At 35.5% G+C, this 15,982-nt stretch carries 13 protein-coding genes; 4 read left to right on the forward strand and 9 right to left on the reverse strand.

Annotation, left to right across the window (positions count from 1 at the left end):
- Window positions 1-65: 65 nt before the first annotated feature.
- The 9 genes from ACQQ6V_RS11395 to ACQQ6V_RS11435 form a co-directional block, all read right to left on the reverse strand.
- Window positions 66-1,073 (reverse strand): aspartate-semialdehyde dehydrogenase, encoded by a 1,008-nt coding sequence (locus ACQQ6V_RS11395; protein ID WP_448845645.1) that lies wholly within the window; start codon window positions 1,071-1,073, stop codon window positions 66-68.
- Between the two features lie 38 nt (window positions 1,074-1,111).
- A complete protein-coding gene (locus ACQQ6V_RS11400) occupies window positions 1,112-1,543 on the reverse strand; it encodes a hypothetical protein (protein WP_448845646.1) in 432 nt (143 codons plus the stop codon).
- Between the two features lie 84 nt (window positions 1,544-1,627).
- On the reverse strand, window positions 1,628-4,213 hold the full coding sequence (locus ACQQ6V_RS11405) for a TonB-dependent receptor (protein ID WP_448845647.1): 2,586 nt from the start codon (window positions 4,211-4,213) through the stop codon (window positions 1,628-1,630).
- Between the two features lie 105 nt (window positions 4,214-4,318).
- Window positions 4,319-5,179, reverse strand: a complete 861-nt coding sequence (gene nadC, locus ACQQ6V_RS11410; protein WP_448845648.1) for a carboxylating nicotinate-nucleotide diphosphorylase — start codon at window positions 5,177-5,179, stop codon at window positions 4,319-4,321.
- 52 nt (window positions 5,180-5,231) lie between these two features.
- Complete coding sequence (gene nadB / locus ACQQ6V_RS11415) at window positions 5,232-6,809, reverse strand: L-aspartate oxidase (protein ID WP_448845649.1); 1,578 nt, start codon at window positions 6,807-6,809, stop codon at window positions 5,232-5,234.
- 14 nt (window positions 6,810-6,823) lie between these two features.
- Window positions 6,824-7,450, reverse strand: a complete 627-nt coding sequence (locus ACQQ6V_RS11420; RefSeq protein ID WP_448845650.1) for an NAD(P)H-dependent oxidoreductase — start codon at window positions 7,448-7,450, stop codon at window positions 6,824-6,826.
- A gap of 191 nt (window positions 7,451-7,641) precedes the next feature.
- Window positions 7,642-8,118: a ribonuclease HI gene (gene rnhA, locus ACQQ6V_RS11425; protein ID WP_448845651.1), complete on the reverse strand. Its 477-nt coding sequence runs from the start codon at window positions 8,116-8,118 to the stop codon at window positions 7,642-7,644.
- Window positions 8,119-8,136: 18 nt separating this feature from the next.
- Window positions 8,137-9,756: a replicative DNA helicase gene (gene dnaB, locus ACQQ6V_RS11430; RefSeq protein WP_448845652.1), complete on the reverse strand. Its 1,620-nt coding sequence runs from the start codon at window positions 9,754-9,756 to the stop codon at window positions 8,137-8,139.
- A 115-nt stretch (window positions 9,757-9,871) separates the two neighbouring features.
- On the reverse strand, window positions 9,872-10,261 hold the full coding sequence (locus ACQQ6V_RS11435; RefSeq protein ID WP_448845653.1) for a hypothetical protein: 390 nt from the start codon (window positions 10,259-10,261) through the stop codon (window positions 9,872-9,874).
- Between the two features lie 67 nt (window positions 10,262-10,328).
- Here ACQQ6V_RS11435 and ACQQ6V_RS11440 point away from each other — a divergent pair, with 67 nt between their 5' ends.
- The 4 genes from ACQQ6V_RS11440 to ACQQ6V_RS11455 all read left to right on the forward strand — a co-directional run bounded on the left by ACQQ6V_RS11440 (window position 10,329) and on the right by ACQQ6V_RS11455 (window position 15,968).
- Window positions 10,329-11,795: a DUF5687 family protein gene (locus ACQQ6V_RS11440; RefSeq protein WP_448845654.1), complete on the forward strand. Its 1,467-nt coding sequence runs from the start codon at window positions 10,329-10,331 to the stop codon at window positions 11,793-11,795.
- An 11-nt stretch (window positions 11,796-11,806) separates the two neighbouring features.
- Entirely contained in the window at window positions 11,807-12,508 is a 702-nt protein-coding gene (locus tag ACQQ6V_RS11445; RefSeq protein ID WP_448845655.1) for an ABC transporter ATP-binding protein, read from the forward strand.
- Window positions 12,509-12,610: 102 nt separating this feature from the next.
- Window positions 12,611-13,924 carry a M16 family metallopeptidase gene (locus tag ACQQ6V_RS11450; RefSeq protein ID WP_448845656.1) on the forward strand — a complete coding sequence of 438 codons (1,314 nt, stop codon included), beginning with the start codon at window positions 12,611-12,613 and terminating at the stop codon, window positions 13,922-13,924.
- Between the two features lie 4 nt (window positions 13,925-13,928).
- Complete coding sequence (locus ACQQ6V_RS11455) at window positions 13,929-15,968, forward strand: M16 family metallopeptidase (protein ID WP_448845657.1); 2,040 nt, start codon at window positions 13,929-13,931, stop codon at window positions 15,966-15,968.
- The last annotated feature ends 14 nt before the right edge of the window (window positions 15,969-15,982 follow it).

Raw genomic sequence — 15,982 nt, forward strand, 5'->3', positions numbered from 1 at the left:
AACCGAAATTCTAAAGTTTGATAAATCTAATAATAAAAAAATGCCCACTTAGTGAGCATTTTATGTTATACAAGTTTGTTTTCTAAAAGATATTCTGCAATCTGTATGGTATTAGTTGCAGCACCTTTTCTGAGGTTGTCTGACACAATCCAAAGATTAAGCGTCTTGGGTTGAGAAAGATCTCGTCTTATTCTACCGACAAAAACATCATCCTTACCTTCTGCATGTAATGGCATTGGGTATTGATTGTTTTTAATATCATCTAATACTACTACGCCAGGCATATCAGCAAGAAGCTGTTTTACATCCGCTAAGTCAAATTCATTCTCGAATTCTATATTAACACTTTCTGAGTGACCGCCTTGTACAGGCACTCTTACGGCTGTCGCAGTTAGATTAAATGTATCATCGCCCATGATTTTCTTAGGCTCTTTCATCAACTTAATTTCCTCTTTTGTGTAATCATCATCAGAAAATACATCACAATGTGGCAATGCATTTTTAAAGATCTGATGCGGATATACTTTTGCGGTTGCATTATCTGCTCCAGTTACAGAGTTTTCTATTTCAGAGTTGAGTTGGTCTACAGCATTTTTGCCCGTTCCTGTTACAGACTGGTAAGTAGATACAATAACTCTTCTAATATCGTATTTCTGATTAAGAGGTTGTAATACCATTACCAATTGGATTGTAGAACAATTAGGATTAGCAATGATTTTGTCCTCTTTAGTTAAAATATTGGCGTTGATTTCTGGTACGACTAATTTCTTAGTAGGATCCATCCTCCAAGCCGAAGAATTATCAATAACAACACTTCCCGCTTTTGCAAACAATGGTGCAAACTCTAGAGAAGTATCGCCGCCAGCAGAGAAAATCGCAATCTCAGGTTTGGCATCAATAGCGTCTTGCATGCTTACAATAGTATAGTCTTGTCCCTTGCATTTGACCTTCTTTCCAACGGATTTTTCAGAAGCTACAGGGATAAGATCGGTAAAAGGGAAGTTGCGTTCTTCCAACAGTCTAAGCATGACTTGACCCACCATTCCGGTGGCGCCAACAACGGCTATTTTCATTGATTTTATAGGTTTTTAAAATTAATATAATTACTTAATTAAGCGCCAAATACTTTTGTCCACGGGAAAGCGAAAGCAAATAATGCAACAGCTAAGATAGCCATAATAACAACTTTAAGTGTAATTGTATCGCTTGATTTTACTTTTCTATTAACGATGGTCATTAATACGGCTGCAATTAACATAGAGAATGGATGTTCTACATATTGAAATCTCAAATCAGAGTTTTTCATAACAGCACTCATATCTAGACCTTTTGTAAAAGTTACTGCTAACATGATAATCCCAATCAAAAATTGAACGTGGAAGAAAATCATAGTGAATAAGGTTGATTTCTTTAGAAGTTTGCTAGTTTTCCCACTGTAACTAAACATAGTTATTAATAAAGAAATGATAAATAAAGCTGTTAAAGCTAATTCTAAATACGCAAATCCTTTGTGCGCACTTAATAAAATTTTGTAAAAATCCATATCCTTTTTATTTGAGGCAAAGATAACAAAAATCCCGACTTTACGCCGGGATTAGGTATTATTAAAACTTGTGGTTTTATTAGATTAAAAGTTGAAAGAAATGTTTGCAGACCAAGTTCTTCCAAATCCAAAATATACTCTGTTAGATGGATCAATACCTTTATATAAGGTTGATTGATAAGCATCATATTGCTGTTGTGCAGTAGATGTTACAACACCTCCAGTGTTTTTTACATCTTTAAAGTCTTCTAATTTCTTTGTCTTGATATTTGTTGCACCATCTTGGATGTATGTTGTGTCAAGTAAATTATAAACGTTTGCTCCGATTGTAAAGTATTGAGACTTATCGTTAAGCTTAATCTTATAAGATGCTCCTACATTAAAAAGATTGAAGTTAGGTAATTGTAACGCTGTGTTTCCTGGTTTTAAGAAATCTCCAACATTCATAGAAGAATAGATTCTTCCAACATATTGCCAAGTACCATAAAGTCTGAAATCTTTAACTGGAGTAATTGTTGCTCCTAATGAAGCTGTTGTCTGAGGAATACTGTTGTTAGTACCACCAACTTTAACTTTGTCTAGATATAGAGTAGAAGTTGTTGCACCATTAGTTTCGATTGGAGTATTGTCTTCTTGGAAGTTAGATCCTGTCGCATTTCCTTTGTATTTGTAATCTCCATAAGAGAACATTCCTTCGAATTCCAAATATTTGTTCACTTTGTAAGTTGCCTCAACCTCAACACCTTGGTGAAGCTGTGAGATACCACTGATTTCTGAATATCCTTTAATACTATTTCCGAAATCAATGTTTGATCTTCTGAACCATCTGTCTTTCCATTCAGTTCTGTATAAATTAACTTTGGCGTTAAATTTAGCAGACTTGAAGCCGTAACCTAATTCTGCACCAAAAATCTTTTCATTAGTTAATGTAGGATTTAGAACCTGAAAGTTACTTGGATATACAGAGTTCATAAATGGCTGCTTGCTATAATATCCTAAATTACCAAATACATTATGGTGTTCATCGATATTGTAATTAACACCCCCTTTAACAGTGTAACCGAATAGATTTTTAAATCCAGTTTTTGTATTGACAGTCTGTCCTTGTTGTATTGTTACACCATCATTTACAAAGCTATCAATTCTTTGGTAACCTTGGTTAGAGACAGATCCTTGTAAAAATGCAGATAGATTGTTCTTAGAATATTCGATTTGTCCAAATCCACTATACCATAATACTTCTCCATCATTACTGAAGGCAACTCTATCTTGCATTGGCGCAGCGCTTCCTCCAAAAGGATTCCAAGATAACTTTTTGTAATCATATGAATTACTTACTATGTTGGCAGGAATATTTTTGTTGTTAGTATCTTTGTAACCAGATGCTCCATAAAGATCTGATACAACTTGATAATGGTATCCATAATAATATCTGTTATCTGTACCAACAGAGAAGTTCCAGTTATCATTAATTTTATGCTGGAAGTTAGCTAAAATCCCATACCAGTTATGAGAGTTAATACTAGATCTTCTTATTAGAGTATTTCCTGCAGCAGCAGTATTAACATTTACAGCAGCATTTGCAGCAAAAATTTTGTCATAATCAAAATGACCTTCATTATCAATAAAATTGGTCATCCCTTTTCCACCGACTCTTCCAAGGTCTCCTGTACCACCACCACGGCCGTTAGACATGTATGCAACTGTACTTAATGTAGATTTTTCACTAATAGTCCAATCCCAGTTTAACATCATTACAGGCTTGCTATAATAATTAGCTCTATTAGCTAATGCAACTCTTTTACCATTTTGATTAGTATAGTATCCAAAGTCTGAATTATAGGTTCTATCTGGAGTACCATCATGATCAGGATTGTACTTGATATAAGCATCAATAGTTGGAGCAAAAGTTCTTTGATCATGCCACTGCGGTGCAGAAGTCATCATGAATTGTAAGTTATGCTTTTGATTTGGCTGATAACCTAATGCGAAAAAGTATGCGTAAGATTCATAATCGGTATTCTGAATATAAGTAGAACCTGCTTGTCTACTCATTAAAATTGATGAAGACCAACCTTTTTCTGATTTACCAGTATTGTATGCAAAAGAAGACTTTAAGTAATCATTATTACCAACACCTAATCTTACAACCCCTCCTTGCTTCATATCTGCAGAACGAGTAATAAAGTTCATGGTACCACCAACTGAAGCAATCGCTAATTTAGAAGATCCAAGACCTCTTTGTACTTGCATAGTGCTTGTTACGTCTGATAATCCTGTCCAGTTTGACATATATACTGTGCCACCTTCCATATCGTTAACAGGCATACCATTAACCATTACGGCAATGTTTCTTGATTCGAAACCACGTAAAGTGATTCCAGAGTCTCCAAATCCACCTCCACCTTTAGTCGCATAGACAGATGGTGTAGTGTTTAGAATTTCAACTAATTCTTGGTTACCAACTCTTTCGATAATTTGAGCAGCTTTTATAGTTGATACAGCAACAGGTGTTTTTCTGTCCTTAGCTATATCAGTTACTCCTTTTAAAATAACTTCCTCAATTTGGTTTGTTTTAACCGTGTCTTGAGTATTCTGTGCAAAATAGATGCTTGCAGTGGTTAGGGTCATAACTACCGCTAATGATCTTTTTCTGAAATTACTTTTCATTTTTACTTTTTATTGATGCCGCAAAATTCGACAAATAAAAGCAGTTGTATTTTAACGGAATGTTAACTTTTTAACATTATGTTAAGATTTTTCTTCTTAGTTGTTTTACTTTAAAGCTTTAAGGCTTAGGTCTATATTGTTTGCAGAATGTGTTAACGCGCCTGCAGAAATATAAGTAACCCCAGTTTTGGCAACATCTTTTAGTTGGTCTCTTGTTATTCCTCCAGAAGCTTCTGTTTCGCATTGTCCATTAATCATTTTCACAGCTTCTGTCATGCTTGCAATATTCATATTATCTAGCATAATCCTATCTACTTGAGCTTTTATAGCTTCTTCAACTTCATCAAGGTTGCGTGTTTCTACTTCTATTTTTAAGGATAATTTATTTTTTTCGATGTAATCTTTTGCCATTTTAACAGCATTGGTGATACTTCCGTTATAATCTATGTGATTATCTTTTAGCATAATCATGTCATATAATCCATAACGATGATTGGTTCCTCCTCCAATGGCGACCGCCCATTTTTCGCAGATTCTAAAGTTAGGTGTTGTTTTGCGGGTGTCTAGTAATTTAGTTTTAGTACCAACTAATCTTTGATCCCATTCGTGGGTTAGAGTTGCGATGCCACTCATGCGTTGCATACAATTGAGAACTAATCGCTCTGCTGATAAGATAGATTGTGCTTTTCCTGTAACATGAAATGCGACGTCGCCGACTTGTGCTTGTTCTCCATCTTTAATAAAAACTTCGAGCTTTAGATCTTTATCAATAAAATTGAAAATTTCTTTCGCCATATCAACGCCTGCCAAAATACAGTTTTCTTTCACTAATAATTTAGCTTTTTGTTCTAGATTTTTAGGAATGGTTGCCAAAGTAGAATGATCTCCAGTGTGAACATCCTCTTCGATAGCCGTTTTTATAAACGTCTTAAGGGCTTTGTCGGTTACGTATGATGGTTTTTTCATTTTATGTATTGATTTTAAGAGGAGTAATAGGATTTAATTTAAAAGTTTAATATTAATTTTTAGAAAAATCTTTATTAAAGAAAGCGCCTTTATTTTGTTTCATTTCCAAAGACTGTTGGATGATTAATCCTGAAACGCTTACGAGATTTCTTAACTCTGACAACTGAGGAGAAAGGATAGAGTAGTTGTACAACTCATTAACTGCTTCTGTGATGTCTTGATGTTTTTTCTGAGCAATTTTAAGGCGTTCATTACTTCTAACAATACTTACGAGATCGCTCATCATTTCTTGTAATTGTTTTCTGAGGTAAGTAACAAGAACCATTTCGTCGATAATTTTCATGCCTTCTTCGTCCCACTCTGGGATGGCTTTAAGATCATCAAAATTAAAATAGTTTTCTGTAAGCAATTCAGCAGTTTTTATCGCGGCATTATGACCGAAAACCAAACCTTCTAACAAAGAATTAGACGCTAATCTATTAGCACCGTGAAGTCCAGAATTAGTACATTCTCCAACAGCAAAAAGATTTTTAATAGAAGATTGTCCATCTCTATCAATATCAATACCGCCCATGAGATAATGTGCTGCAGGCACAACGGGGATTAACTGCGTGAAAGGATCTACGCCCTCACTAAGACATTTACTATATATATTAGGAAAATGGTTTCGGAATTTGTCATGATCCATCTCTCGGCAATCTAGTCCAACATACTCGTCACCAGTAGTTTTCATTTCGTTGTCAATCGCTCTAGCTACGATATCACGAGATGCTAGCTCTTCTCGCTCATCATACTTTTGCATGAAGGGCTTTCCGTTTTTGGTTCTAAGCTTTGCGCCATCTCCTCTTACCGCCTCAGAAATAAGAAATAACATCCCGTCTAGTTTGCTGTAAAGTGCCGTTGGATGAAACTGATAATATTGCATATTGCTCACTTTGCCATGCGCACGCGCTACAAAGGCAATACCGTCGCCCGTTGCAATAATAGGATTGGTGGTGTTTTTATACACATGACCAGCACCGCCTGTTGCTACTAATGTAATTTTGGACGTAATTTTTTTGATATGTTTTTGAGTTTCATCTAAGACATAAGCGCCATAACAGTGAATATTGTTAGGATCTAATTCTTTACCAGGAACATGGTGCTGTGTGATGAGGTCTATGACATAATGATAGGGTAAAATCTCGATGTTAGGAGAGTTTCTCACGGTTTCTAATAAAGCACGCTCTATCTCGAATCCCGTAATATCTTTATGATGAACAATTCTGTTTTCTGTGTGGCCACCTTCTCGTCCAAGAGCGAGCTTACCATTTTCTTGGTCAAACTTCGCACCCCATTCTACAATTTCTTTAAAGCGGATAGGTGCTTCTTCTACGACCATTTTTACCACTTCAGGATTGTTTTCGCCATCGCCAGCACGGATGGTATCGTCGATATGTTTTTGAAAATTATCTTTAGAAAAGTCCGTTACTACGGCGAGTCCGCCTTGAGCATATTTGGTATTACTTTCGTCTTCATCTGCTTTGGTTACGATGATGATCTTAGTGTCTGGTAGTTGTTCCGAAATTTTTATGGCGTATGACAGACCGGAAATCCCCGAACCTATTACCAAAACATCAGTTTTTATCATATTTTATAACTTGCTTAGATCAATTTAATGAATTTATCCTCTGGTTTTCTAATTTTTTTGAAGTTCTGAAAGTCATCATCTTCCGCTCTTTTCCCCAATGTTACAACCACGGCAATCTTTTCTTCGCCAAGGTCTAGATCTAGCATTTCTGCCAATATATCATGGCGGTAACCTTCCATTGGGCAGGTGTCTACAGTTTCTTGTGCGGCTGCCATAATGATAGATCCTAATACAATATAAGCTTGTTTTTCTGACCAGTTAGATAATTTTTCTGTGTCGTGATGCTGTACAAAAGAGTCTATGTTTTTCCGGAACGCTTGTAGTTGCTCTATATCAATACCTCGTTCTTTGGCAATATGAGAAAAGTAGGCATCCACATAATGCGCATCAATTTTGGTTTTTGCAATGATGGCAATCAGATGAGAGCAAGTGCTAATTTGCGATGGATTGTAGAATGCGGGGATTAATTTCTGCTTTTCTACGTCGTTTTCTACAACCACTAACTTGTAAGGTTGTAGTCCTAGAGAACTCACGGATAATCTCGCAGCTTCTAAGATATTTTTCAGAGCTTGAGGGTCTATCATTTCGCCGCTAAATTTCTTTACAGAATAGCGCCATTGCAATGCTTCCAGATAATTCATATAACAAAGATAGCATATCAATTTCAATAATTATAAAACTAGTCTTATTTAGAAGCTAATCCGGCTTTCACTAGTCGCTATTTTATAGATATCCCAAGCTTTAATCCTTGCAATATCTATACAATGATCTCCAATAGGCCGTTCAATCCGGGCTATGAGTGTGGCGAAAAAAAGAGAAGAAGGTATTTAATTTAGAATAATCCGCCGTTTTGTTGTTGTTCAAAATAATCGTCGCTTTGTAGATTAGTAGATTTGGATGCGTTAACGGCTAATTGATCGCATAACTCATTTTCGGTGTGGCCGGCATGACCTTTAATCCAATGAAATTGCGGTTGATGTAATTTAATTAATGGTAACAAAGCTTGCCAAAGATCTGGATTTTTAACATTTTTCCAGCCTCGTTTTATCCAGCCAGCAATCCAGCTTTTATTAATAGCATCCGACACATATTTGCTATCGGTAAAGATATGAACGTCGTGACCTTCTTCTTTGATTTTAGACAAAGCAACCACAACCGCCATAAGCTCCATTCGGTTATTAGTGGTTAATTTGAAGCCTGTAGAAAAGGTTTTCTGATATTTTTTTTCTGGGACGCGCATCAAAATGCCAAAGCCTCCTTTGCCAGGGTTACCACTACAAGCGCCGTCAGTATAGATGTTAATTTTCAAATCTTAAAGTAGAAGTCGTTAAAAAGGCATGTCGTCATCTTCGTTGTCATTCATAGCAGAGCCAGAAACCTGTCCTCTAGAAGGAGAAGTAGGATTACCAAATGCAGAATCCGGAGTTCCTGTCACGGTAATTTTGCCAAAATCTGGTGTTTCTTGAGGGCTTCCTCCAAAACCAGAAGATGGACTTGCCCCTCCGAAATTGCTGCCAGAGTAATAACTTCCGCCTAAAGTATCTAGATCTGCAAACTTACCAATGTTCTTATGGAAGGCTAATCTTACGTCAGCTGTTGCACCGTTACGGTGTTTTGCAATGATGATTTCGGCTTGGTTTTCAGTTGGAGATTCGGCGCCTTCTTCGTCATTATCCCAAACGGCAATTTTATAATATTCTGGACGGAAAATAAAAGATACAATATCTGCATCTTGCTCAATCGCTCCAGATTCTCTAAGATCAGACAACATCGGGCGTTTCCCCGGTCTTGTCTCTACAGTTCTTGACAGCTGAGACAATGCAATAACAGGGACATTTAGTTCTTTAGCAATTGCTTTAAGAGATCGAGAAATCATCGCAATCTCTTGCTCACGGTTCCCGGCACCTTTTCCAGAGCTTGCCGTCATTAGCTGAAGGTAATCTACCATGATGACTTTAACGCCATGTTGCATTACAAGTCTTCGGCATTTTGCACGGAAGTCAAAGATAGAAAGCGAAGGCGTTTCATCAATATAAAGTGGTGCATTTTCTAAAGCAGAAACATTGGTGAATAGGCTTTGCCATTCTTGATCAGACATTGTTCCTTTTCTCAAATTTTCTGAAGAAATTCCCGTTTCTGATGCAATCATCCTTGTAATTAACTGTACAGATGCCATCTCCAAAGAGAATAACGCCAAAGGAATATTGTTATCAACGGTGATATTTCTCGCCATAGATAAGATAAAAGCGGTCTTACCCATCGCTGGACGAGCGGCTATAATAATAAGGTCAGAGTTTTGCCAACCTCCAGTTTCTTTATCCAAAGCCGTAAATCCTGATGGTACACCAGAAAGTCCTTCTTTATCCTTAAGAGATTTAATTTTTTCGATGGCTTCTTTAACCAAAGAATTAGCTGTGTCAAATCCTTTCTTGATGGTTCCGTTGGTGATTTCAAAAAACGATTGTTCTGCCTTATCCAACAACTCGAATACATCAGTTGTTTCTTTATAAGAACTGTCAATCACATTAGCAGAAACATTGATTAATGATCTTAGGATAAATTTCTCTAGAATAACTCTTACGTGGTACTCAATATGCGCAGAAGAACTCACACCCATGGTAAGATCAATAATATAATGATCGCCACCACCGCTGCTAAGTTTCTCTGTTCTTTTCAACTCTTGGATGACGGTCATAAGGTCGATCGGTGAGTTGTTTTCGTATAATTTTAGGATGGCTGTAAAGATGACCTGATGTCTAGGATCGTAGAAAACATCGGGTGTTAGAAGGTCTATAGAATGATCTAGTCCTTTTCTATCTATTAGAAAAGTACCGATTACAAGTTTCTCAAAATCAACAGCGTTGGGTGGCATTTTGCCATCTGCGATAGAAAGTTCTTGAGCAAAATTACCTTGTATCAATGAAGATAATGTTTCTTTTTGTGCCATTCTACAAAGATACAGCTTTTAAGAATCCCAAGAAATGAAGTTGTTCACAAATTGTTTGGCTAAGCTTTTTTTGACCGCTTTGTTGCTGGTTTTTTGTTGTGGATAAGTCTGATAATTAATGACAAACAGCTTTCAAAGATTTTTTTTGAGAAGCTGTGAGTGGGATGATATTTCTATGCATTTCGTCATCCATAAATTGCTCATAAAGTGTGGTAGATTTTTTATCAACTATAAACCAATTGGTTGTCATGTCTCTATCTGGATAATGTTCTACTATATTTAAGGTTACTTTTTTAGAATCTTCGGATAATGCTTGGATGCCAAAATTACTGCCGCCATTTTTTTTAATCAATTCTTCACGGTTTTTTGTAACTTTTTTAAAATAATCAGAACTTATTAATAAAGAAATTGCAATATCTTGACATTTTGTGAAGTTTGTTTGCGCTTTTAGCTTTGTGTTTAGACAAAACATAAAAAGTGTACAGATTATGATAGAATGTTTCATAAAAGTTTCAATTAATGGATTAAAGATAAATGTAAATTTTTAAACCAAACCTAAATTAACAACATTCATGCTTAAAAAGTTTTTAAGACTAGAAATCAAAAATTTCTTCAGATCGGGCACGTTAGCCTCTAATCTGGTTATGAAAATTTTGCAAATTTTTCTCATTATTTATTTTCTACTTTGCTTTGCTGGTGTAAGTATTTTGGCTTATTTCTATCCTTTGAAAGAGTTGCAGGTAGAGCCACTTCAGTTTGTAAGCAGATTTGTGATTTATGCAGTTCTTGCCGACCTGATGTTCAGATATTTTATGCAGCAGATGCCTACGCAGAATATCAAGCCATTTCTCACGATGAATATTAAGAAGAAAACGCTTGTTGGTTATCTTCTGAGTAAGACTTTTTTGTCATTTTTCACTTGGGGAAGTGCTTTTATTTATTTGCCATTTACGATCGTTTTATTAGTAAAAGGATATAGTATTATGGGGAGTTTTGGGTGGCTATTGGCGATTATGTTTTTATATTTCCTCAATAATGTTCTTAATATTTTGATGAATGGCAAAGATACTGTGGTTTATGCATTGGGCATTTTGTTTTTCGTCTTGATTGGATTAGATTATTATCATATTATATCCTTGCTGGATGTTTCTGGGAAGTTAATCTATGCTTTCTACAGCCAGCCTTGGTTGGTTATTGTACCATTGGTTGCTTTTTTATTGGTTTTAAAATTAGCGTATCAGAGTATTTTAAACAATTTTTATCTCGATAAAGGTTTAGAAATCAAAAAAGAAGAAGGCAAAACAGAGAATATTCAGTTTTTAAATAAATTCGGGATGATGGGCACATTTATCAATAATGATATCCGAATGCTAAAACGAAGTAAAGCAGCGAAATCTATCGCAATTGGAGGATTTTTGTTCTTGTTTTATGGTTTGTTAATGTTCTCTACGCCAGTTTACAGAACGCCTTATATGTTGATGTTTCTAGGGATTTTTGTGACGGGAGGTTTCCAGATGTTATTTGGACAACGCGTGCCATCGTTTGACAGTTCTTATTATCCACTTATGATGACGCTTAATGTTCCTTACAAAGATTACCTGAAGGCCAAATGGTGGTTGGTGACAATTGTTACTTTAGTTTCGATGGTTTTAACCTTGTTTTACGCTTATTTTGGCTGGGATGTTTATCTTACATTCTTTGCCGCAGGTTTATATAATATTGGTGTTAATTCTCAGATTACCTTGTTGTCTGGTGCATACAATAAAAACCCAATGGATCTTAACACAGCCAAGAAATCTATGGGACAGCAGAATAATTTTAGCTTGAAAAATATACTGTTAATAATACCGAAAATGCTCCTTCCGATGGTCGTTTTTTGGGGTGCTAATTACTTCTTAGGAACCGTTGGAGGTGTTGCTGCTATTGCAATTTTAGGCATTATTGGATTTCTGTTGAGAGAGAAAATCTTCGATTATATTGTTAAGCTTTATAAAAAGGAAAAATACGACACATTAGTAGCCTTCAAAAAATCAAATTAATACAAAAGAAAATGATATCAATACATAATTTATCCAAAACATACGGCGAAAAAACCGTTTTGAAAATCGAAAATTTAGAAATACCAAGAAATCAAACCATTGGTCTTGTTGGTAATAATGGTGCAGGAAAGACAACTTTGTTTAGCTTGATTTTAGATTTAATTCAGGCTTCTACAGGTTTTGTGAAAATTGATAATGATAAAGTGAACGAATCCGAAATTTGGAAAAATAAAGTGTCCGCTTTTATAGACGAAAGTTTCTTAATTGGTTATCTCACACCCGAAGAATATTTTTATTTCTTAGGAGAATTGCGTGGTCAGAATAAAGCCAGTGTGGATGAGTTTTTGCAAGGGTTTTTAGAGTTTTTTAATGGAGAAATTTTAGACTCAAAAAAATATATCCGAGATCTTTCTAAAGGAAATATGAAGAAAGTTGGCATTGTTGGCGCATTAATAGGCAAGCCAGAAGTCATTGTTTTGGATGAGCCTTTTGCCAATCTTGATCCTACAACTCAGGTAAAACTTAAGAATCTAATCCGAGAATGGTCACAGAATTATGATTCAACTTTTTTAATATCGAGTCATGATCTGGCACACACAACAGAGATCTCAGAAAGAATTGTTGTTCTTAACAAAGGTGAGTTAGTGAAAGATATTCAGACTTCGCCAGAAACCTTAAAAGAATTGGAGGATTATTTCGCACAAGTTGTATAGAAACAAGTCAATATTTTACATCAATTGAATCAATTTAATAAGCTTTTTTGTAACGAAAAGCTTATTTTTGTTACTAATATCATATTGTTAACAATGTTAAAAATGAAAATAAAATTATTATCAACAGCAACATTAGCATTCTTAGGAATGATGATGAATGCACAAGAAATTAAATTCGAAGAATATAACCTTCCGAATGGTATGCATGTTATTCTGCACCAAGATAATTCTGCTCCCGTAGTGACTACAGGCGTTATGTATCATGTTGGTGCAAAAGATGAAGAACCTGGCAGAAGTGGATTTGCGCATTTTTTTGAACATTTATTGTTTGAAGGAACGACTAATATCAAGAGGGGAGAATGGTTTAAGGTAGTGTCTTCTAACGGAGGTACTAACAATGCCAATACGACTAATGATAGAACTTACTATTACGAAACGTTCCCATCTAACAATCTACAGTTAGGTCTTTGGATGGAAGCAGATAGACTTCGTCAACCAATTATTAACCAGATAGGAGTAGACACGCAGCGTGAGGTCGTAAAAGAAGAGAAGAGATTACGTATGGACAACCAGCCTTATGGTAACTTGTTGACATCTTTACAGAATAATCTTTTCGTAAAGCATCCGTACCGTTGGACAACTATTGGTACAATGGAGGATCTTAACAGTGCAAAACTAAGCGAGTTTCAGGATTTCTTTAAAAAATACTATGTTCCTAACAATGCAACATTGGTTGTAGCAGGAGATTTTAAAGTAGATCAGACTAAAGCTTGGATTAATGATTACTATGGATCTATCCCAAAAGGACCAGAAGTTAAAAGAACAAGTATTAAAGAAGATCCAATTACTCAATCTAAAGAAGTAACATGGCATGATCCTAATACTCAGCTTCCTGCTTACCTTTTCTCATATAGAGTACCAGGCAGCCGTGATAAAGAATCTTATGCATTAAGCATGCTTTCTACTTACTTGAGCAATGGTAAATCCTCAGTTCTTTACAAGAAATTGGTAGATCAAGAGAAGAAAGCTTTAGAAGTACAAGCGATTAACTTAGGTCTAGAAGATTACGGTATTTTTGCAGTTTTTGCAATCCCAATGGGAGCAACCAGCAAAGATGTTCTACAGAAAGATATAGATGCAGAAATCACAAAACTACAGACAGCTTTGATCTCTGACGAAGATTATCAAAAACTTCAGAATGTTGTAGAGAATCAATTTGTCAATGCTAACTCTAGCATCGAGGGTATTGCGAGTTCTTTGGCTACATATAATGTGCTTTATGGTGATACTAATTTGATTAATAAGCAGATTGATATTTATCGTTCTGTAACGAAGCAAGATCTTCAAAATGCAGCGAAAAAGTATCTTAATCCTAACCAAAGAGTAATTATCAATTATCTACCTGAAAAAAAATAATCAAATGAAAAAGCAACTAACATATATAGCCGCAAGTTTTCTGATTTCAGGAATGATAACGGCTCAGAAAATAGATGTCAATACAATGCCAAAAGCTGGGCCTACACCTAGTATTAACATCGCAACGCCTAAAACTTTTAAGCTAAGCAATGGTCTTACGGTAATGGTGGTAGAGAATCATAAGCTACCTAAAGTTAACGTAACATTGTCAATGGATAGACCTCCAGTTTTCGAAGGTAACATTGTAGGTGTTAACGGGATTATGGCAAGTCAATTAGGAAATGGGACAACATCTATTACTAAAGATGATTTCAACAAAAGAGTAGATTTCTTGGGAGCAAGTATCAGATTTAGTTCTGGAGGTGCTTTCTCTAATACTTTGTCAAAATATTTCCCAGAAATTTTGGGGTTGATGGCAGATGCGGCAATTAATCCAAAATTCTCTGCAGACGAAGTTCAAAAATCTAAAGAAAGAAGTATTGAAGGCCTTAAAGGAGACGAAAAAAATGCGACTTCTATAGCAAGCAAAGTTTCTAATGCCATTATTTATGGTAAAAACTCAGCGAGAGGTGAGTTCGAAACTGAAGCTAGCATCAATGCTATTCAGTTAAAAGATGTACAAGACGCTTACAGCAAATATTTTGCTCCTAACAACGCTTATCTAGTAGTCGTTGGTGATGTTAAATATGATGAGGTTAAAAAACTTATCGAAGCAAAATTTGGTACTTGGAAAAAATCTAACACAGTTATCCCTGCGGTAGAACCAATTAAAAATGTTGCCAAAACAGAAATAGAGTTAATCGATGTGCCATCAGCGGTGCAATCTGTAATTTCTGTTGGTAATGTGACGACACTTCAGATGAAAGATCCTCAGTATTTTGCAGCAACAATCGCCAACTATATTCTTGGTGGCGGAGGAGAAGCACGTTTGTTTATGAACCTTAGAGAGAAAAATGCCTTTACTTATGGCGCTTATTCTTCTTTGAGCACATCAAAATATTCTCCTGAGTTTTCTGCAGATGCAAGCGTAAGAAATGAAGTGACTGATAAAGCAATCACCGAATTTTTAAATGAACTAAAAGGTATAGCAACCATAAAACCAGAAGAATTAGCCAACGCAAAAGCTAAGTTGAAAGGTGACTTTATCCGTTCTATGGAAAGACCAGAAACTATGGCTCGTTTTGCAGTTAATTCTGAGATTTATAATTTACCTAAAAGTTTTTATACTAACTATCTTAAGTCTATCGATAACGTAACAATTGCTGATGTTCAAAATGCAGCTAAAGCTAATATCCTACCTGGCCAGAGTAGAGTTATTGTAGCAGGTAAAGCTTCAGAAGTTGCGGATAGCGTAGAGAAACTTGGATTTGCGGTTAACTATTATGATAAAGATGCCAACAAAATAGCTAAGCCTGTTGCTCAAAAAGTAGATGTTTCCGTAGCACAAGTTGTTGACAAATATATCACGGCGATTGGAGGTAAAGCAAAAGTAGAAATTGTAAAGTCAATTGCAATAGATGCGACAGGAACTATACAAGGTATGGTCTTGGATTACAAAAAAGTAGTTGCTAATGGTAGCAAAGTTTTGTTTTCTATCGGTATGATGGGTAATGCAGTGCAGAAAATAGCTTTTGATGGTAAAGAAGGTAATATGTCTGTACAAGGTCAGACAATGCCTTTACCAGAAGAGCTTAAGAAGTATTTTTTAAGCGAAGCGACTGCAATTCCAGAATTAAGTTTTGCTAAAAATGCTAACTTGAAAGTTGGTGCTATAGAAAAATTTAATGATGAAGATTCTTACTCTATCAAAAACGGAAGCACAACTTACTATTACAGCGTAAAAACTGGTCTTAAAATAGGTATGACTCAAGTTCAAAAAATGGGCGATAAAGAAGTAACTATTCCAGAAAATTATAGTAATTATAAGGATGTTGATGGTGTTAAGTTACCATTCACAATTTCTCAATCTATGATGGGACAAGATCTTAAATGGGATGTGAAATCTTATAAATTAAACGACGCTAAAGATGCTGATTTTAAATAATCAATGCTTTTAGT

Source organism: Chryseobacterium electrogenes (genome assembly GCF_053553015.1).

What these genes read in the sequence shown, in the direction of transcription:
- ACQQ6V_RS11420 (WP_448845650.1), bottom strand. Translation starts at nt 7,450, where the DNA reads ATGAATTATCTGGAAGCATTGCAATGGCGCTATTCTGTAAAGAAATTT.
- ACQQ6V_RS11435 (WP_448845653.1), bottom strand. Translation starts at nt 10,261, where the DNA reads ATGAAACATTCTATCATAATCTGTACACTTTTTATGTTTTGTCTAAAC.
- nadB (WP_448845649.1), bottom strand. Translation starts at nt 6,809, where the DNA reads ATGATAAAAACTGATGTTTTGGTAATAGGTTCGGGGATTTCCGGTCTG.
- ACQQ6V_RS11395 (WP_448845645.1), bottom strand. Translation starts at nt 1,073, where the DNA reads ATGAAAATAGCCGTTGTTGGCGCCACCGGAATGGTGGGTCAAGTCATG.
- ACQQ6V_RS11455 (WP_448845657.1), top strand. Translation starts at nt 13,929, where the DNA reads ATGAAAAAGCAACTAACATATATAGCCGCAAGTTTTCTGATTTCAGGA.
- nadC (WP_448845648.1), bottom strand. Translation starts at nt 5,179, where the DNA reads ATGAAAAAACCATCATACGTAACCGACAAAGCCCTTAAGACGTTTATA.
- ACQQ6V_RS11440 (WP_448845654.1), top strand. Translation starts at nt 10,329, where the DNA reads ATGCTTAAAAAGTTTTTAAGACTAGAAATCAAAAATTTCTTCAGATCG.
- ACQQ6V_RS11400 (WP_448845646.1), bottom strand. Translation starts at nt 1,543, where the DNA reads ATGGATTTTTACAAAATTTTATTAAGTGCGCACAAAGGATTTGCGTAT.
- ACQQ6V_RS11405 (WP_448845647.1), bottom strand. Translation starts at nt 4,213, where the DNA reads ATGAAAAGTAATTTCAGAAAAAGATCATTAGCGGTAGTTATGACCCTA.
- dnaB (WP_448845652.1), bottom strand. Translation starts at nt 9,756, where the DNA reads ATGGCACAAAAAGAAACATTATCTTCATTGATACAAGGTAATTTTGCT.
- ACQQ6V_RS11450 (WP_448845656.1), top strand. Translation starts at nt 12,611, where the DNA reads ATGAAAATAAAATTATTATCAACAGCAACATTAGCATTCTTAGGAATG.
- ACQQ6V_RS11445 (WP_448845655.1), top strand. Translation starts at nt 11,807, where the DNA reads ATGATATCAATACATAATTTATCCAAAACATACGGCGAAAAAACCGTT.